The sequence below is a fragment of the Peribacillus sp. SIMBA_075 genome (assembly GCF_046534585.1).
On sequence record NZ_JAWRYN010000010.1, the window covers coordinates 128889 to 148498 of the forward strand.

Here is a 19610-nt window from a genome sequence, read left to right on the forward strand (position 1 = left end):
CATCAGCAGGATACTGAAGGCATTTATCCTATCTCTCCACATACTCACCTTTGGTCAACTCCTTTTCCACAAGCGTAAGGTACATTTTCATCGCATACTTCTTCCGGTGCCTGCCTGGCCGGCTTTGAGGAAACGCCTTAAAAGCACCCCTCTGACAGTCAAGGCAAGCAAAAATAGAGTTACTTTCTTCATCCGTCATTACTTTAAGTTATAATGGCTGTGTGCCTAATTTGTATTTTTTTCATTTTTCGTTAGTAAGTAAGCGTATGATAATTTATAATTATAAAATTGAACCCACTAAACAGCCATGTAGCCAAAATGATAAATCTATAAAAATAATCTAAATATTCAGACTCTTAAGGGGATATGAAGTGAATGATCTATAAAACTTTCAAGGTTGTATCGAGAACCTTGCACAAAGGCCAAACCGAGGATTTCGCCTATGTTTATGAAGGGAAAAGCCTGCTGATTGGCCGTGCAAGCCAGCACTCCAAAGCTGATTTCATGCTTTACAATGACTTCGTTTCCAGGGAACATTGCCGGATTTATATGGAGGAAGGACAGCTTCTCATTGAGGATTTGGCAAGCAAACACGGGACCTCCGTGAACCAGATGCCGCTCGTTCCGGGCCATCCCTGCCTCATCGAACCGGGGGATTCCATTACTTTGATTAATGGATTGATTGAATTCATGATTTCCATCGACAACGATTTAACACGGGATTTCACTCCGGTGAACCCGGAGATACAGCAAATCGTGGCTATCAATAAGCACCTTCAGACCGTGATCATCAATGATGAAGCACCCATTAAAATGCCTACTAAGGAATTCGATTGCTTTAAGTTGCTTTATGAGAATTTGGACAACCTAATCTCAAAAGAAGAGATTGTCCAGCATGTATGGCCCGAGAGAATCGGTGATCCCGAGCAAATTGTGACGGCAGAAGAAATCGCTTCATTGCTGTACCGGGTGCGGAAACGGATAAATGGGCACTTCGTAATAAAAGCCGTCATTCAAAAGGGATATTATATGAAATCCATCCTTTCATTCAAACTATCGGACCTGTAATGTTAATCAATCGAACTCTAAATGCAGGCATGAAAAAAAGCATTGCTGATACCCAATGCTTTTTTTCATGCTTCAATCATGCTTTTATTTCTTAGGTAAGTCCAGATTAGTGAATTGATCGACTGGAACGACGTCTTCTTCCATATCCATCACCTTCAGTACAACCCGGTCTCCTACATTCGTCAATACAACATCAGATAGCTCATTGACTCCAGGGTCCACTGAGAATCTCTTGGCATTGCCTTCTACGATTAAATAGAATACGTATCCATTGGAAAGATTGGCATCGTTGATCCTTGTAACTTTCCCCTTTATTTCTTTCATCTCAAATCCTTTTTGAGGCGTTACACCACTGACTTTCCCTAAAGATGCAATCAGCTTTTTATAATTCCGGAAAGCTTCGTCTTTCGTTTTCCCAAAGACAACTTGGGGGTTATCGCTATTGGCATACACGATCGCCACACCTTGAAACTTGCTGCCCTTTGTAACCGGAATGACATAAGTGGGCGCACCGTATATCGTATAGAAAATTCCATTAGTGGCTTTCCAGCCTGGATATTTAGACAAAAACTCACTCGCATTGGCGTTGGATTTTGCTTCCTTTCCAGTTAGAACGGACGTGACGCCTTTGTAGTACGTCATTTCACCGGTTTTGGCATTAAAAACACCGTAACCAACAAGGGTTTTTGAGTTTCCTTTTGATTTAGCCCTGGTGAAGTCCACTACATAAATCAATTCGCCTTTTTCGTTGAATGTGACTTGCATATTTTCCTCATTTGGAATCAAGACATCTTTCTTCGGCCCAAATAAGGACTGGTTTTTCCACCCGTGAACGTATTTCCCCCAGTAGGTCCAATATTCCAGGGCCGTTTCCAATGTGAATGTTCGATCTACCCATTCAGGTTCTTTTCCTAAAGGATAGTATTTCATGCCCCCCGTTTCAGGATTCACTACGACTACCCCGTCCACTGCGGGCCCGCTGCGGTATTTCAAATAATGTCCCACTGAAGCTACAAAGAAGGGCTTTCCGTCTTCGTTCGGTTCCAAATATGAATCATGGATGATTTTATTCGGGTATGCTTTGCGGATGGTCCTTTCCAAATCATGATCGAGGTACTGTGAGGGAGCATATAGCATCTTCCCTTTTACCGTACTTGCCCCTTTATCCGTCGATACGGCAGAAATCAAATTATAACCTGGCGTGTATACCGCTTTCCCAGCTTTCAAAAATCCGTCCATTTCAATTGGTGAAGTATAAGTCAATTCATCATTAATATTGGTTAGGCGGTATTCGCCTTCAGTGAAATATGATGCATTTTCTATTTTATTAATCGCTGCATCACCTTTTGCATCTGCCATTTTCACTGTAACAAGCGGCATGGTTTTTATATCTTGAACTTCTTCCAGCTCATTTTTCTTATCGACCTTTGTCCAGCCATGCAGATCTGCGGCAAAAGTGATGGGGTAAAACAGCATGATGACCCATGCTAATATCAAAACGAATCCTATCAAACTGTTGAAATATACATTCCAAGGTGTTTTTGGTTGCTTCTCAGCTTCGTTTCCCCTCCGATTTCGTCGGTTTATTGAAGATTCCCTGGCACTGTACACATACATTCTGGAATCAATGATGAGAATGAGCCCAAGAATGATGGCAAAACTCGAAAAGAATGCAGTGGTAGTAAGATCCAATAGCATAATATCGATAACGAAAAACAATATGGCAGCAGAAACTAAAAGTCTCAGCACCTGTTCAATGAAAAAGGATATATCCTTTTTGGTGATTGCGTTTGTCCATCTCTGCGGAATCAAGGAAAGTCCCAATATGGCAAATGGTATTTTCATAAAAATCCCTTTTAAGATGAAAACGAGTAGTGAAAGTATCATGGTTTTAAATATCTCTCCTTGTCATGTATGTTCCCATTTAACCATTTTATCACTTTTGTGCAACTAATTTACTGTTTTCAAAATATATCGAAATAATATTTCATCCATATCATAAAACTTCCAAAACTATTTACTCCAACGATGCTACTTTTATCGATTCAATGTTTATATAGATTCTAGAAAAGGATGGATGCCTTATGATATATGAAGAAACTTACCAATACCTATTAAGAAATGTATCTTCCACTGAATTCGATACGTGTTTGTACGCCTTGCTCCACAGTGATTGGGACGGGGTCATCCAGAGCCCGCTTCATATGATGGCCCGAGGAGTCGGAACGACAGAAAAGTACTTAAGGCAGATCATCAATAAATTCACCGCACCACAAGGATCTCTAAAAAAAGTGTTTGTGCCTGTTCCTCAAGGTGAAGATATCTTTTATAAGTTTAACCTTGGTCCCGCAAGTAATCTTGGTTATAACAGGAAGACTGACCGTTATTGCAAGAAATACCGTTTCTTTTATAGCGATGCTTTCAAATCCTTAACGATTCATGGAAAACGGCTGCTGCTTATGGGTGCTTTCCGAATGTCTGTTTTGAAGTCTGAGTCAGTACTATTTGATTATAGTGAAATCGTCCCTGATTCCAGCTCGCTATTCACAAGGCAGCGCTTATTGGATGCAATCGATGCAATCCATGACGCTTTAGGCCATTTAGTGATGATTTCTTTTGCAAGCAGGGCTTTTTCAAAGAAAGAAGTTCTCGTGTTCACCTTTACCGAAGGTGTCTTGGAGCAGTATAAAGAAAATAGGGCGGAACGGACATTGTTGCGGAGAACGATTTTTAACTCTGGCTACCTTGGGCATATCAATGATTCTGTATGCAGGGAATTGGAAAGGGTCGGCAAATATATTTTCCGTTCATTTCTACAAGAAGCGACAACCATCTCCAATGATATCCAAAAGGAACTGCAGAAGTTAGCCCGTTTCGTCTATTCTCATTCTCTTAAGAAGTTTGGCCAGGCGCTTCCTGCCAATAAGCAGTTACTTCTTGCCCCAAAACAGGCCTCTGCTTATTTAAGCAAGATCATTTACAACGAAACATTGGAACAGATGGTCAAGTATGCCCACCAGGCAGAATCCATCAAAAGCCTGCTTGAACGCGCTCATTTTCATAGAAATATTTCCGAGAAGGCTCTCTGCCGGGAAGTGAATGATTTGGAAATGGCTGAACATATCGAGCCCATTCTCCAAAAGCACCATCAAGCAGAATTCATCCGCCATGTGCTGAACGACTGGTGCGAAACATGGCTCATTTCCCGTGTAAAGACTGTGACCGAAGAATTTCGGGCAGAAGGAAAAAAGAAAAGTACCGATGATGATAAGCAGGTCGCTGCCGAGTATATGGCGCGCATTAGAAACGATACATATGGCCAGTTGGACAGGCTGTTGACCTTGACCCTTAAATTCGGCAATCATGCAGTGGCCCCGGCTATCCGGAACTTTTCTCTTTCAAAGAAAAAGGAAACCCTCCAATCCTATTTCGCGATCCAAAAGAAGCGTCTGGATGTTCTCTCCATTTCCTCTTAAAATCACATATGTCATATGTTTTCCAAGAGAACGGATCCGTTCTCTTTTTTTTGCCTTCTTTGGGGACGAAGGCCGACTGTGAATTGCAGAATGACGATTGTGGTTTTGGGATGGCCCTCTGTGGATTTCTCCTCTGAATTCGTGTGTTGCATAATGGTCTTGTGGATAAGGGAACTTGGTCAGCAGATTGTTTTGACAACAGGCCTTAGCCCCTCTAGTGGCAAGGGCTTAAATATATAAGTTATCAAAGGGTCTAAAAATGGGCCTATATAAAGGAACTGAAAAAGTTTCTGATCATCAGTATGAATAAGGTGTTGAGTGCAGCTGGCCATTTTAAAATAAGGCTCTTTTCGTAAAGATTGCTGTTTTTAAAACGAAACTATTTAAGGTTGATTGGAGCGGAAGTGCGAGACTCCTGCGGGAGCAGCGGGACAGGTGAGACCCCACAGGCGTTTACGCCGAGGAGGCTCACCGCCCGCACCAAGGAAAGCGAGCATCTGGAGGGAAATCAACCACAACTCACTACCTGGTAAATAGCAACAAAGTATGTGAAAACAGCCTAAAATAAAAAGGCCCCACCACCATTTAGAATGGAAAGCCCTTATACCTTTTTATGGTATTAATAATATTTTCCCTGTACTTTTCCTGCTTTCAAGAAGTCTATGTGCATCAGCCCCATTTTCCAGCGAAAAAAGAGTCGGTTCTTCAACGAAGATTTTTCCTGCCATGATCCATTCAAACAACTCTGCTGTTCTTCTTTTCCTTTCTTCATGGGAAGTCAAGACATTCCAGAGGTCTCCACCTATTAATGCTTTGGATGTATCCATTAACATCCTTGGATCGATTTTCTCCGGATCGCCGCCTGCCATACCAAAGAAAACGACAGTCCCTCCAGTCCTTGTCGCCTCGAAACTATTCAGCAAGGTTTGGCCTACTGATTCATAAACGACATCAACGCCCTTACCTCCGGTTACTTCCTTAATGGAATTCATCCAGTCCGATCCGTAAAGGAAAACATGATCGGCACCCGTTTGTTTGGCAACAGCCGCTTTATCCTTTGTTGATGTCAAGCCAATGACCTGACTGCCCTTCATCCTGATCATCTGTGTCAGTAATTGGCCGACTCCGCCTGCAGCGGCGTGGACCAGAATGGTTTCTCCGTCTTTAACTGGATAGCTGTCATGAGTTAGATATTGGGCAGTCAATCCTTGTAGTAAAACGGAAGCGGCCGTTTCAAAGGAAATGCTCTCAGGCAACGGCAGCAGTTTATCTGCTGGAACTGAAACCAGCTCCGCATTGGCATGGGGAACATCAGCAAACCCAACACGATCACCTGCTTTCACATGATGAACATCTTCCCCGACATATTCGATGACCCCCGCCCCTTCATAACCCAAAATAAATGGGGGATCACCCACCAAATGATAATTCCCTTTCCTTCTATATACATCAGCAAAATTCAAGCCGATCGCTTTCATTCGAACGATCACGGCTGATCTTGAATGTTCAGGTTCTGCAATTTCTCTTACAGACAGAACTTCTGGCCCGCCGAAATCATCAAAGACAAGTGCTTTCATCATCCTAACTCCCTTCAATGGTTCTTCTTTCTTAAAGATATAGGATGAACCGTTTGATGGCAAGAAACACAAATGACCGCTCTCCCTTAAAGGCTAGAGCAGTCAATAAGTTTACTCAATCTGTATTGGAGCCAGGGCCGTTCTTTCGTTTATTCGCAGAATATTCCTTACCATGTGCTTCATGTTCTGCAATGATGTCCGCTTTCGGAATATGGTTATTCTTTTTCGGTGAAGCGATACGGTTGCGATGTTTTTTTCCCATGATCTATCTCCCCTTCATCCAATGCTATTTAACTTGAGCTGTTTAATACGTGCTAATGTTAGCTTGTCCGATTATTCCCGAAAATACCGGCAAAATAGGCACTTCATAATAAAGGAAAAACCATCAAAGAAACAGAATCATTAAAATGGATAAATGGGGAGGGAATCATATGTTTCCTGTATTGTACACGAAAAGATTACGGGAAATTCGTGAAAGTGATGCGGAAACTATCTTCCAATGTTTATCAAAAGATGAAGTCACCCGCTTTTACGGTCAGGATTCATTGAAAAATATCGGACAGGCGAAGGATATTGTAGCTTCTTTTGCGAAAAACTATCTTGAAAAACGGGTGATTCGATAGTACATTCGGTTTTCATGCCCACGGTCCCTAATACAGACGGGCGGAAATAGGATATGAGGTCAGTCCAGCACATTGGCGCAAAGGATATGCGTAAGAGGCTGTTAAAGAAATAATCGCTTAGGTTTCAACGGCCTTGCATCGGCGCGGTTGTTTCTCTGGGAAACCTGCCATCAAGCGATCTTTTGGGTAAGCTTTGGCTGGACGGAATATTAAGAAGTTATATGTATCAAAGAGGCTCCCTCGTGATACATATGTCTATTCCTTGCTGAAGTAAACCCCTAGGTAAAGAGAGAGTACCCCAGAAACGGATATACTTAGGTTCCTCACTATACCAACTGTTTCCTGCCGTTGGTAGTTAAAGTCAAGTTGTTTTTTCTGCACAGTGAATCATTTAACAACGGCATTCATTTTTTCATATGGATAAACCAATCCTGGGTCCATACTGAATTGGTCAAAAAAATGATCTTCAAAAAATTGTTTAATTTGCATTAATTCCGATGGAGTTGGAAAAGAGGATACCATAATTACTGGAATTTTCTGAAATCCGATAATGTCTTCTTCCGTCGAAATGATTAAATCAATCTCTTCATACTTGTAAATCAATTCTTTGCTGGAGGGATCGAATGTTGAAATCCTCACCTGATTTCCGTAGTGATACTTTAACACTTCCCTTATATAATCTTTTTCGGTATATGTACGACAAACTAAAGCAACTATTATTGTGTGTTGATTCTTATTTCGCAGAATGGCTGCCTGAAGGAGTGAGAATATTTCCAAAACATCCAGTTTCTTAAATTTAAGCGGCACTGTCAAGAAAGATTTGGTAGCCAGCTTCTCTATGGTCTGAAAAATTGGATTATATTCATAATAGGGAAGATATTGTAACATGGAATTCCTTACAGTCTCCATTTCAAATTCTGTTTCAAGTGAAATTCTCTTTAATGTTTGGTATAAATGGAACAGGAAGATATCATCTTGTGATAGATTAAAACAAACATATTCAGAAAGGGAATCCAAAAATTGAGTCAACGGAAACCCTTGTTTACTTTTCATTCTGTTTCGAAGGTATCGAAGATGTTGTGATCTATTAACTGGTTTTTCCTCACTCATGAGATAAATCGATAAGTAAAATATTTCCTGAAGTTGGATATCTCGCGTGGGGCATCTTTCCATATAATGTCCTAGTTCTTTAGAGAAATCAAAATACTTACTGCCTTCGTAATTCATTAAGACTGATTTTGGATAGGAAACGAAATACCCCATAGTAACACGAAGATTAGATATATATAAAATCATTGTAAGTCGGTGTAAAGCACCAGTCCGAAATGACATCGAATATTTCGAAAACAAATGAAGTAACGTTGTTTGAAATTCCTTTTCTTCGAGAGAATCTTTATCTGTATAGGTTTCCAATGTCGCAAAATCCAAATTTTGCATTATAAAGCGCCGGATTTTCTTTTCTTCCCCTACTAATTTGAATGGGCTAGCAGTTAAGTTTACACCTGCTTCCCGTACTACCTCCTGTAATTTTTCAAGGTGACGATATGCGGTGGAACGACTAATATGCACCTCTTGAGAAATCTGTGAAATATCAACACCATCATTCAAAAGAATTAACTTTAATATGTGAAAATAGGAATTCGTTTCTCTTATTTGCACCAATAAATTTTCTAAAGTACCATTTTCAGGTTTAATAAGACATATTCCAAGACTTTCACTTTTCTCAAAACCCCATCCCTCGGGGATTAAAGTCTCCAGGAATTTTAAATCACGCCGGATTGTACTTTTTGAATACCCTGTTTTATCGGATAATTCAGCCAAGTTACTCCACTTATTATCTTTAAATAAATGAAAAATCACGTCTGAATAACGTTTATAAAATCGATTCATACTATCACCTCTTTACCTGTCCACTTAATAAGACATTAGCCCTAAATGCACTTACCCTTTACCCATTAAATACTTTAGTAAACCCCCTAAATGGTCCCGTTTTTATCTAAACCTTTTCTTTTTTGGAACACTAGTTCAAATATGAATTGGTATATACCGCTTTTGAACTCTCCCCGATAAGGTCATTATTATGATTTTCTGCTGTTAAATTTGTAGTGCGAAGAAAAGAATCCTCTATTCCAAACCCGAATCTAAATAATTGGATTAAATGTTTAAAGATCATAATGAAAGAGACTTTTAAAACCTTTCTCCGGAACTAAGTGCTATGAACGTTTTAGAGAAGCGCCAGCAATGATATATATGTAAGAAAAAGGAAACCAATATTGACCTATTTTGAAGGGTCTACGGCTTCCACAACGATCATAAGGGCTATACAGTTTTCCTGTACTCACTTCGTTAGAAAAGGAATATACAAAAAAAGGCCTCATTCACGTTTACAGGAAGCCAGTATGCATCGAATGACTTACCAACTTGTTAAAACGAAAATGAGCTGTCTATTAAGAGCCAGTGTAAAAGAAAAAGCGAAACCGAGCATTTTACATTTTTTGTTTTAAATAATTCAGGTACACTTGCCCGATTTTAACTAGACACCAATCATAAGCACGGAGGGGTTAACGGAAAGGCTGTTTAGCTAGACGTATCGGGCATGCCTGACGCAAATACATGCCCAATTGGACATCCCTTGAGCCTTGTAAAGTCGTCCATTCAAACGATAGCCAATGTTCTTTCAGCTTCGGCATGTTCAATTTAAATTGACTTATCGTCACTTTAAAAAAGGAGAAGAACATGTTTGATTGGGTTTTATTCGATCATCTAAAAAATGATTAACCATAGGCTTTTTTTTATGGCGCATCCACTAAATTCCATTTAATCCTGCCCTTATAATCACCTATATAAACAAAAGGTTCCATTTTTAATAATATCCCCTGATTTTCTCGCCAATGTATGGATATCTCATCCATACTTTTGGTTGTATGTTCAAAAACATTCATGGCAACTCCTAGTAACATTTTTTCTTCTTTTCCAAATTCATCAACAAAAGTTAAGGCATCTAATAAATAATGTCCGGCTCCATCAGAAAAATCTTCACTTAAAGTAGCCGTCAGCCGCCACGAACTGCCGGTACCACGAGTATCCTTCACGCGAATATCCCAATCGGCATTTCGTTTTGCAAATGTCGGTTGATTTGGAATTTCCATGTCTACAAAACTAACATCCGTAGCGACATTGGTGAAACTAACTTGTCCAATGACGTTCAAGGTGAGTTTTTCCACGTTTGATCGCCTGCCAGTATCATCCACACTGTAAACATATACAGTATGTGTCCCTACTGATAATTCATCTGCTGGAATGGTATGCTCGTAGCTGACTTCTTCCCCTTTATCAGTAACATTTGCTGCACCAGATGCAAATTTAATTGGCTCACCTTTATCCAGCACATAGTATAGGTCCACTTTGTCACTATCTGCATCACTCCATGTCCCTTTTATTGTGTAGCCACTTCCTAAATCAATAGGTAATTCCTTATCAGCATCAACAAGTGTAAGAGATGGCGGTTCTACAACAATGATTTTTAGTGTTGCTACATTGGACTTTCCTCCATTTTCATCCGTTACATACACTTCAAAAGTGTTTTCCCCCATATTTAATTGGTCTTTTGCAAGGAGAAAACTCCAGTCGGCACTATCGGAAGACACATCTTTCTCTTTTTCTTCAGATTGGATTTCCTCTGAATTCAATTCATAGTAAAAAGTGCCTTTAGAATCATCACTGTCTTTCCAGGTTCCTGTCACTTCATAATCTTCACCTTCGGATACATAAACAGGGCCAGCATCATTTATTGCTACTTCTGGTGCTTGATTAGGCTGGATGACATAATCAATTGAATTGGTATCAATCACCATGTTATCTCCATTAAACCTAGCTGTTTCGGTAACTGAGGCAGCCTCCGTTGTTGCATTGACTTTCACTTGAAAAGAGACCGTCGCTGCATTTTGAGTGGAATCCATATTTGGAATACTAAGTGCCAGCGATTGTCCTGACCACGAATTATCATCTAATGCGGCAGTCTCACCAGGGGTTGTCAATGTCATGGAGCCTGGGATAAACGTAACATGATCATTCAAGACCGTGTTCAAGATGATATTTTTCCAATTTTGTAAACCACCGTTATATTTCGCATAAAGCGTATAGGTTAATACATCACCTTTAAAAACTGAAGAGCCCTCTCCAACAACAGAATCATCCTGTCTCGTTATCGTTTGCTCAACTTCTGCTTTTACTAAATCCGGTATTTCATTAAAAGCGACACGATTGGTTTGCTTGTAAGTAGGACCTGTTGAACCAGTGAATCCCCAATAAACTTTTGTAGAGCCAAAAACATCTTGTACATTTAAAGCAACAGTAACTGGATTTACTCCTTCTAATTGATACGTGAGTGCTTGGCTTGCAGCATCCCATTTCACTTCGAATTTACGCCATGTACCATTTGATAATAGACCAGGATACTGAACGCCAGTATTACCATCTACGTTATTATGTTTCATGGTTCTCCTATTACTCTGAAACGGCCAAACACCAACGGTATAATCTATATAAGTATCGGTTTTCCCTGGATACCCCCATGCAACATGGTCATCGTTGACATTAGTATCAAAATAGCTAGAATCACCGTTATTTTTATAGGTATCAAACTCAACAGCAAAACTTTTTTGAATGCCCGATGTTTTCGATCCATTATAGCCTTCGTCTGCCCAAACGCCCAAGCTTGCCCCAGATTTTGCTATAGCATTTACACCTCTTGAATCATTATGCATCACAAATGCCATACCATCTGCCGCATTTGCCCCGTTATTCCCAAAATACAAATACATAGAGGCTGTAAAATCTTTAGTCAAATCCATTTTAAGATCGTCGATTGACCAAATTGCCCCCTTTTGATTTGCCGTTCCAGGGGTTACTGAAACCAGATGATCGTTAATGATGGAGCTATTTGATCCTGTTGATGGAGTGGTAAACAGGCCATCCAATATAATACCGGATGGAGGATCATCTTCTAATGGACCGGCTGCCTCCACTTTAATGGGTTCCACTGGATCCAGCCATTGAAGACTTGAAAAAAACAAGCCCATAATAATGAGAAATGAGAAAGTGACTCTAGTGAATATTTTACTCTTCTTCATGCTTTTCCCCGCTTTTTTTCCTTCTTAGTAGAATAATGACCAGTATGATTAATACCGCAATTAGCACGCCGATCCCTGCAAAAATAAGTGTATAGTCTTTTTCCAATTCAACTGCTTCTTTATTTAATTTCTTTGAATCATCACCTTTAATCTCAAACATTTTGTCAAATTTCCAGGTTTGATTTCCGTCTTTTGCCGTTATATATATATGATATTTGCCAGGCTCTAACGCTTGATTATCCCAGCTAATAGGAAAATCGAAATTAGAATTCGGTGCCATGGATACGCCATTCTTCTCTGAAGAGTGAAGCATCTTCCTGTTTCCTTCTTTCGTAATTCGAGCATTTACTTCCAAGTTATTGACAATCATAGCTTCCGTGTTTTGCAGATTCGCAGTCACCACTGTGCGATAGTTCATCAATCCTGCTTGAACTTTATTTAACTTTAGATTGGGTTTTACCCTTTTATCCGTTTCGGTCAATTTGACGCCAATCACATACGAAAATTCATTGTTGATTTGAACATTATCATCTTCTTGTTTTTTGGCGCCTTGATTTATTTCGTACACATAGAATCCACCCAAAATCACTCCATCAAATGGTTCGTCTGGCATTTGAATCGTAAAAGGCACTTTTTTCGTTTGATTTCCTTTTAACGTTACTTTTTGTTTTGGGGAAATGAGATCAGAAAATGCATACTTTAATGAACGATCTTTTTTTTGATTATTTTTACTGTAATCAATCACTCCATTTTGATTGGTTACGGCTGTATTCGGTTCAATCATTAAGTCGATTTTTTCACTCGAGTTATTCTTCACTGTTAAAGATATCGTTTGTTCGGCCCCCGGTTTCATATACAAGTCAAAGTAAGTCAACTTCTTATTGATTTGGTTTTTTGGAATATTGGCTTTGATTGAATATTCCATGGTCCCAGCAAAGGCTGTTTCATTCTGGGAAATGATTCCTAACCCAATCAATAAGGACACAATCAAAATAAATAGCCCTTTTTTCATCTATATCCCCCTCTAGTTTCAACATGATGTGATATATATTAATGGGACTTGGCTTACATAATTTCTTATAAAGCCAAGCCCTATTTGAGTATTTAGCTAGGTGCGTTGGTTAATTCCCATGTTACAGTACCACTGTAACTTTCGGCTTCAGCTGAGCCAGCCAAAACTTTTAGTTGCACATTACCATTATCGCCGTCAGAACCTGAAAATACGTCCAGCCATGTTCCGCGGCCAGTTTCTAAAGGTGCCTCCATGAATTTTTTTGAATCACTATTATCAAATGTAACGTCATAAGCCGTTGGCGGTTCAGAAACATTTGATGATTGTGATTTTACTTGTCCATTTTTGAATGTTAGCTCAGCCCCCTGTAAAGACTCCCCAGTGCTATTTTTTAATTCAGAAGCCTTTGCTGTCAAAACCCATCCTTCGCCCGTTCCGCGTTTATCTGAAACTTGTACATATGGGTCTTTATTATTTGCGTTATATGTAGTGTTCCCACTCATAATTTTTTGGGTTCCGAATTGGATGTTGGAGACATAGTCCAAAGTTAAAGATCCACTATTTCCCGTTCCGCCATTGTCTGGATCTATAGGATCAATCGGACTCGGTGGATCCGGTTCATCTGGATTGACCGGATCTACCGGCTTGGTAATCCCCTCATCCGGAATAAAATCAATATAATTTTTGGAAATAGCGCTATTCACGACAGCTGCTTCCGCTGAATTTGTCGAAAAGATAAATCCAGCCAGAATCATACTTCCTGCCACTGACAGGGTAATTGCTTTCATCTTCCTCACCTCATGGTTTTTTATATTATTGTGGTGCATCCAATAGACTCCAAGTCAATGTTGAGACATACTCTCCAGCTAAGTTTCCTGCAGGAACATTTATTTTCAAGTTGCTAGGATCAAATTGATCTACCCACGTTCCCATTCCTTTTGAATCTTGAGCAGACATAAGGATTTGTGGTGCAGTTCCTTCAGAATCAGTACCTAATTGTACTTCCCTTAATTCTGGTGCAGGTGAAACATTTCCTGGAGTTGTAACTGCAGTCCCGATTGGAAGTGTAACAGTGGCACCTTTTAGAATCATCGTTTCATCAGTTAGATCCTTGAATGGTGAAGTTGAGACCTGTAATGTCCAGCCAGCACCAGTACCACGAATATCCGTTATTTGAACGTTTGGTTTTTTTGTAGTTGTTGAATATTCCACAGCTCCACCGGATAATTGGTGGGTATTAAATTCTAAAGGCGAGACATTATCAATTGTTAGCGCCCCTGTATTTCCTGTTTCCCCATCCGGTTCACTAGGAACGATCGGGTCAGTCGGACCTGTTGTTTCATCTGCTGGCATTATTGTGATATGGCCATGTGAAGTGGCTCCTTTACCGTTTTCACTTCCTAATACTTCAGTTGGATCAACCGCGCTTGCAAATGCAGGCGTCACGAATACCAGCAAGGCTGCCGCTGCCAGTCCTTTAAATAGAACCTTTTTTACATTCATTTTTTCAATTCCTCCTTAATTTTTATGAAGATTTAAATGCCTACCAAATGAAGTTGCAACAATACCTTTCTTGAATCCCTCTAGAAACCCCTTAAAACGATGAACATACCTCTTATATTTTCACCATCTCCATTTCTCCTTTTGTAGGTTGATAGGCTGCAGCATCAATATCTGGGACTACCAATACCTTTCATACATACAAAATGCCAATCACTAGAATATTTACGCCTTAATAAAAATGAGTTTCCTAAGTTATCAAGTTATCGAGATAGGGGACGGAACAAGAACGGTTACCTGGCTCAACTTCATGAAAATCATTATATAAGTTAAAAATTAAAACATTGTTTCAATAATGAATTTTGCTTTTCCATTTAAGAAACTCCATTTAAGAAACTCATGATTTTGCTTTTCTTAGTGACTTACAAGTTGTTTTTTGATGCATCAAGTGAGAAAGAAAGTTCGCTATAATTATAGAAAGGGGTTATTGGTTGGAATGAAAGGGGAAGAAGTCGGCACAAAGTTTTTTTTTTAGAAGATGGAGATTCAGAAATGGATCTTAAACCATATACGAATGAGGGTGTTTGCGGATAGGCGGCCGCTACTTAACGATTAATAAAAAAGTTAACCTGCTTCAGGCTAACCTTCATTGGAAATTTACTTATAGCTACAAACGATCCGTGGCATCTTGACCTACTGTGATCTTCCTAGTTTTCTACATACCCTCATTTCGAGAACAAGTAAAAGTTGTTCACATAATGAATAAATGTATCGTTGTACGTCAATTTCTATACATATCTACTTATCCGAGTCAAAAAAAGCAGTGAATGGATTTCCTTAACACCCCAAATTAGCCACCAAAAAAAGCCGCCACAACATGGCGACTTCCATTTCACGATTTAGGTGACTACAAGATAGTCCATCAAGGCCTGCTGCAGCGTACCCTTTGTTTCTGCTTTACCATCTAACTGAACCCCTGAACGGATCATCTTGATAACAACCTCTGGGCGTAATCCAGTCACCACAGCTTTACACCCCATCATTGCCGTTCCATCGAGGATTTTCATTAAATCAGTGATCATTTCAACTTCCATTTCGATGATACCGGACAAATCCAAGATCAAGGTTTGTATCCGAAGTTTACCAATCTCCATCAATACCTTTTCTTCGATTATCTGTATCCGTGAATAATCGATTGTCCCAATTAACGGAAGGACACAGGTGGTGGAAGTGATGGGAATGATCGGGACGGATAGATTTTCCACCAAGTTTTGCTGGGCGAGAATCAATTTGTCTTTGTAATCGGAGTAACTTACGAAAAAGGATTTAAGAAATACATCAACCTTTTCATTCACTATTTTCTCTAAATCAAAAAAGACCTTGGAATCCTCAATAAACGCTTTCTTTTCTTGTTCGAACTTATAAAGAAAGGTCCAAAGCGTTCTGCGGAGGGCCTGAATCCATTCCAGCTTGAATGAAAGCGTCAAGGAGTGGGTTGCCCACGTAACTCCCTCTTGTTCGGCAAAGGCAATCAAATCCGTTTCATTCTGCTCCACTATATAACGGACGAGCTTATGTGCATTATTCAAAAGATCGACATTTCCAATCAGCAGGATTTCTTCGATTTTATCCCTGACATTGACCGCTGCTGATAAAAGATATTCTTCAAACTCACTTTTATTCTGCAAAAGGAATTCCATTATTTTATCTTCATCATAAACAAAACCCACTCTTCTCCACTCCCTTTTTTGTAACTTTCAACTGTGATTTTTGTTACTATTAGTTTCTATAATGATGGAGTTTTTTCCTGCAAATTGCTATATATTAAAGAGTTGGCGGCAGCATATAATTTAAATCCTGCTTAAATCTCCTCTCCTGAAAAAACATTCTTCGATGCGGAGGAAAAAATCAGATGGGTGGACGATTTCCCGTATTTAATGGCCTCATCGACGAATTCTTCCAGTGTTTCCATGGAAAATGTACTTATTTTAATAAGATAACTGTATTGACCGGCTAACCGGTGGCATTCCAGAACTTCAGGATGACTCAAGCTAAAATGATAAAAGTCTTTACATCTATCCGTTTCGAATAAAATGAATGCTGTTATGCTCCTATCAAGTTTTTCTAGGGATATTTCCGTTTTATATCCTTTTATCACTCCGCTTTCCTCTAATTTATTAACACGTTCTTTCGTTGCTGGGGCTGTTAAGGTAACTTCATGTGCCAGTTCTTTCATGGACATGCGCCCATTATTCTCCAGCAAGGAAAGTATCTTTTTATCCGTTCGATCCAATTCGATCACCCTCACTTTTTATTATTAATAAAATTCACCTAAATACATTATAAAATAAATAGAAATGAAATGATTACATAATTTATCGTATGTATTAAGGAATTAGCTTTTTATATAATAAATACAAATATAAATAAGGGGGATACACTATGAAAAAAGTATTGATGCTGCTATCCAATGGATTCGAAGCGGTTGAAGCAAGTGTGTTTACAGATGTATTAGGCTGGAATAAATTAGAGGGTGATGGTACGACTGATCTGGTTACAGTAGGACTTCATGAACAATTGAAATGCACATGGAATTTCATGGTGCAGCCGGAATTGACCCTCGATCAAGTGAACCTTGATGACTTCGATGCTTTGGCCATTCCAGGAGGTTTTGAAGAAGCCGGTTTCTATGATGATGCATATGATCAGAGGTTTCTTGATGTTATTAAGTATTTTCATAATAAGAACAAGATCATAGCAACCATTTGTGTCGGTTCTCTCCCGCTAGGAAAAAGCGGAATATTGAATGGAAAAAAAGCCACTACATACAATCATCCAACAAGTAAGAGACAGGGTCAGCTAAAAGAATTTGGTGCGATTGTCGTTAATGAACCGATTGTCGTCACGGACAATATCATTACATCCTACAATCCTTCCACAGCATTCGATGTTGCCTTTACGCTCTTGGAAATGCTCACTTCCAAAGAAAATTGTAAACATGTGAAGGAATTGATGGGTTTCCATTAAATATGCCTTCGAAACCTACACGATTTGGATGTTATTTGGATGTTAATTTCCGCTCAAGAAACTCGCTTTCCGCGGGCGGGCGGGGAGCCTCCTCGGCTTGCGCCTGCGGGGTCTCGTACACCCGTTCCAATCAACTTTGTTACAAAATACAGATGGAAATCATACCTGGAGTCGAAGGTGTTACTTTAGGTCAGTTGGTTCAGGAACATTATTTTAAATGCGTTTTCCGAACTCTTTCTCCTACAGTCTTTTTAAAATAGAAGGATGAAAACTTGAAACATGGAAGATATCAAAGCAATTATGAAGGACAACGGACCGTGAAAGTGGCGGCAAAAAGAGGTCGGAATGGTCTAATTCCAAACCATGATTTTAAAAGAAACCTTTGGTTATGTTTTTTACTATTTTATACGGATGAAACCTTAAAAGATTGAAGAAATTTACGACACTCCTGCCGAATAACTGGCTAGCCGAGACCCCGCAGCCGCTTGCGGTGAGGAGGCTTGGCAGACAGTCGGCGGAAAGGGAGCGGATTTCTGAAATCAACTGGATCTTTTTTTCAAAAAGAAAAAAACTGCAGGCAAACTCGTTTTTTTCGAGTTCATCTACAGTCAGGGGTTCCGAATGAATTCGGAACCTTTTTCAGGTTACTTCCAATAAGCCAATGAACGGGTTTTCATGGATTCACGGAACTGTTTTGTTGATTCTGGCAAGACTTTATTCGTTGCATAATCGATGATGACACCATGCTGGCGAATGACATCCAAACTATCCAGCTCCCCATTGGCGAATTTATCTTCAACGATTTGAACGTTTTCCTCAAGCCATTGTTTGCGATTGTTCCTGTTATTTTAAGTATGCTTACACAACAATATTATTTATCAGGTGTTTCCAATGTGCCCTCCTCACTGTTTTTGAGGTAAACTTCAGAAATTCCATTCATGCCTTCCAATAGTTGTTCTTTAGTATAGTCCATACTGCCAACCAGTTTATTTTGCCTCTTATCATTATTCTCTTCTATAAATTTTGATTCTGAATCCGCCACATTTTTCACCTCCATCATTTAGGATGGCGAATAAATATTGAAATATGTATGATGATAATGATAGACACCCTGCTCTAGGATAAAATAACCGTTTTAGTAAAAGCTTTCAGATCAAACATAGACCATTCATTAAAATTGGTCTATCATATATGCAGGAAAAGCGCATTTTTTGAATATTTTTAAAAAATCAGCTGTTTTCATGAAGCTAAAGGGATATACTATAGGATAGCTTTCATTACATTTTTAAATGTATTTTTTGTGTCACACTTTGTGTAATTTTTTACAAGTTTTTCTATTTACATCAACAAAATGCTTATTGCAAAGGAGAATTGGATATGTCAGAAACGATTACCCAATCACAAACTGAACAAATTAATGCACGCCAAAAACAATTAGATGTACTGGACCAATTATTAAAGCCCGAGGTTCAGGAATCCTTGAACACTTTAGTTGAGCAGTTACCAAAACTGACTGAATTAGTGAATATTTTAACAAAGTCTTATGATTTCGCTCAATCGGTTGCGACTGATGATGTTTTGAAAAATGATACGGTCAGCGCCATTTCGGAGATCGCTACACCTGTAGTGGGCTCAGTGAAAGGTCTTGCAGCTAACGCCATCGAAGCTAAGGATCGTGCAGAAGCGAATAATGATGTGATCGGTCTTTTTGGACTGTTAAGAATGATGAAAGACCCGCAAGCACAAAAGCTTTTCCGTTTTGCCCAAGCTTTTCTTGAAGTCTCTTCAGAACGCAAAAACCAAAAATAATTTGATAAACTTTCAATCAGTAAGGACGGGGGATTAACTATGTCAAAACAAATCGTCATCTTAGGTGCGGGTTACGCAGGATTACTATCAGCCTTATCCGTACGTGAATATTACAATAAGGATGAAGTGCAGGTTACAGTGGTGAATCAATTTCCAACGCACCAAATCATCACCGAATTGCACCGTCTTGCAGGCGGATCCATTTCTGAACAAGCCGTTTCGATTCCTTTGGAAAAACTTTTCAAAGGAAAAGATATCGACCTTACCATTTCAAAAGTGGAGTCTTTCTCAGTCGATAAAAAAGAAGTGAAACTTGCGAATGGTTCCACTTTATCTTATGATGCCCTAGTTGTTGCTTTGGGAAGCCAAACAGGATTCTTCGGCAT

17 protein-coding genes are annotated in these 19610 nt (G+C 39.4%); 6 read left to right on the forward strand and 11 right to left on the reverse strand.

All coding sequences use genetic code 11. The features are described 5' to 3' along the window. The first annotated feature begins 375 nt into the window (after window positions 1-375). On the forward strand, window positions 376-1068 hold the full coding sequence (locus SB775_RS10670) for an FHA domain-containing protein (RefSeq protein WP_410861572.1): 693 nt from the start codon (window positions 376-378) through the stop codon (window positions 1066-1068). Window positions 1069-1152: 84 nt separating this feature from the next. On the opposite strand, the gene SB775_RS10675 is transcribed toward SB775_RS10670, so the two are convergent. Then, on the reverse strand, window positions 1153-2913 hold the full coding sequence (locus SB775_RS10675; protein WP_410861573.1) for a hypothetical protein: 1761 nt from the start codon (window positions 2911-2913) through the stop codon (window positions 1153-1155). A 239-nt stretch (window positions 2914-3152) separates the two neighbouring features. Here SB775_RS10675 and SB775_RS10680 point away from each other — a divergent pair, with 239 nt between their 5' ends. Further along, window positions 3153-4544, forward strand: coding sequence for a hypothetical protein (locus SB775_RS10680; RefSeq protein WP_410861574.1), 1392 nt, complete (start codon window positions 3153-3155; stop codon window positions 4542-4544). Window positions 4545-5155: 611 nt separating this feature from the next. Here SB775_RS10680 and SB775_RS10685 read toward each other — a convergent pair. Both SB775_RS10685 and SB775_RS10690 read right to left on the reverse strand, forming a co-directional pair. Then, window positions 5156-6121 (reverse strand): quinone oxidoreductase family protein, encoded by a 966-nt coding sequence (locus tag SB775_RS10685; protein WP_061466207.1) that lies wholly within the window; start codon window positions 6119-6121, stop codon window positions 5156-5158. A 115-nt stretch (window positions 6122-6236) separates the two neighbouring features. Continuing rightward, window positions 6237-6383, reverse strand: coding sequence for a hypothetical protein (locus SB775_RS10690; RefSeq protein ID WP_100298038.1), 147 nt, complete (start codon window positions 6381-6383; stop codon window positions 6237-6239). 169 nt (window positions 6384-6552) lie between these two features. On the opposite strand from SB775_RS10690, the gene SB775_RS10695 reads away from it, so the two are divergent. After that, the gene (locus SB775_RS10695) at window positions 6553-6744 is read left to right on the forward strand and encodes a GNAT family N-acetyltransferase (RefSeq protein ID WP_289319646.1); all 192 of its coding nucleotides are present in this window, start codon (window positions 6553-6555) and stop codon (window positions 6742-6744) included. A gap of 387 nt (window positions 6745-7131) precedes the next feature. Here the strand turns inward: SB775_RS10695 and SB775_RS10700 are convergent, their stop codons facing one another. From SB775_RS10700 to SB775_RS10730, 7 genes are all read right to left on the reverse strand, one after another. Beyond that, entirely contained in the window at window positions 7132-8634 is a 1503-nt protein-coding gene (locus tag SB775_RS10700) for a BglG family transcription antiterminator (protein ID WP_410861575.1), read from the reverse strand. 902 nt (window positions 8635-9536) lie between these two features. Further along, window positions 9537-11876, reverse strand: a complete 2340-nt coding sequence (locus SB775_RS10705; RefSeq protein ID WP_410861576.1) for an L-type lectin-domain containing protein — start codon at window positions 11874-11876, stop codon at window positions 9537-9539. Beyond that, window positions 11863-12888 (reverse strand): WxLIP family cell surface protein, encoded by a 1026-nt coding sequence (locus SB775_RS10710; RefSeq protein ID WP_410861577.1) that lies wholly within the window; start codon window positions 12886-12888, stop codon window positions 11863-11865. The genes SB775_RS10705 and SB775_RS10710 overlap by 14 nt, the downstream gene beginning before the upstream one ends. 92 nt (window positions 12889-12980) lie before the next feature. Next, entirely contained in the window at window positions 12981-13676 is a 696-nt protein-coding gene (locus SB775_RS10715; RefSeq protein WP_410861578.1) for a WxL domain-containing protein, read from the reverse strand. 25 nt (window positions 13677-13701) lie between these two features. Then, window positions 13702-14391, reverse strand: a complete 690-nt coding sequence (locus SB775_RS10720) for a WxL domain-containing protein (protein ID WP_410861579.1) — start codon at window positions 14389-14391, stop codon at window positions 13702-13704. Window positions 14392-15287: 896 nt separating this feature from the next. Further along, window positions 15288-16118 carry an STAS domain-containing protein gene (locus tag SB775_RS10725; protein ID WP_410861580.1) on the reverse strand — a complete coding sequence of 277 codons (831 nt, stop codon included), beginning with the start codon at window positions 16116-16118 and terminating at the stop codon, window positions 15288-15290. A 131-nt stretch (window positions 16119-16249) separates the two neighbouring features. Continuing rightward, window positions 16250-16681 (reverse strand): Lrp/AsnC family transcriptional regulator, encoded by a 432-nt coding sequence (locus SB775_RS10730; RefSeq protein ID WP_410861581.1) that lies wholly within the window; start codon window positions 16679-16681, stop codon window positions 16250-16252. A 149-nt stretch (window positions 16682-16830) separates the two neighbouring features. Between SB775_RS10730 and SB775_RS10735 the strand changes: the two genes are divergently transcribed. Continuing rightward, window positions 16831-17415, forward strand: a complete 585-nt coding sequence (locus SB775_RS10735; protein ID WP_089364204.1) for a DJ-1/PfpI family protein — start codon at window positions 16831-16833, stop codon at window positions 17413-17415. 871 nt (window positions 17416-18286) lie between these two features. On the opposite strand, the gene SB775_RS10740 is transcribed toward SB775_RS10735, so the two are convergent. Further along, complete coding sequence (locus SB775_RS10740) at window positions 18287-18457, reverse strand: hypothetical protein (protein WP_176432007.1); 171 nt, start codon at window positions 18455-18457, stop codon at window positions 18287-18289. A gap of 335 nt (window positions 18458-18792) precedes the next feature. Between SB775_RS10740 and SB775_RS10745 the strand changes: the two genes are divergently transcribed. Together SB775_RS10745 and SB775_RS10750 are read left to right on the forward strand one after the other, a co-directional pair. Next, window positions 18793-19224 (forward strand): helical membrane plugin domain-containing protein, encoded by a 432-nt coding sequence (locus SB775_RS10745; protein WP_284469681.1) that lies wholly within the window; start codon window positions 18793-18795, stop codon window positions 19222-19224. A 39-nt stretch (window positions 19225-19263) separates the two neighbouring features. After that, a partial coding sequence (locus tag SB775_RS10750; protein ID WP_410861582.1) for an FAD-dependent oxidoreductase occupies window positions 19264-19610 on the forward strand: 347 nt, incomplete at its 3' end.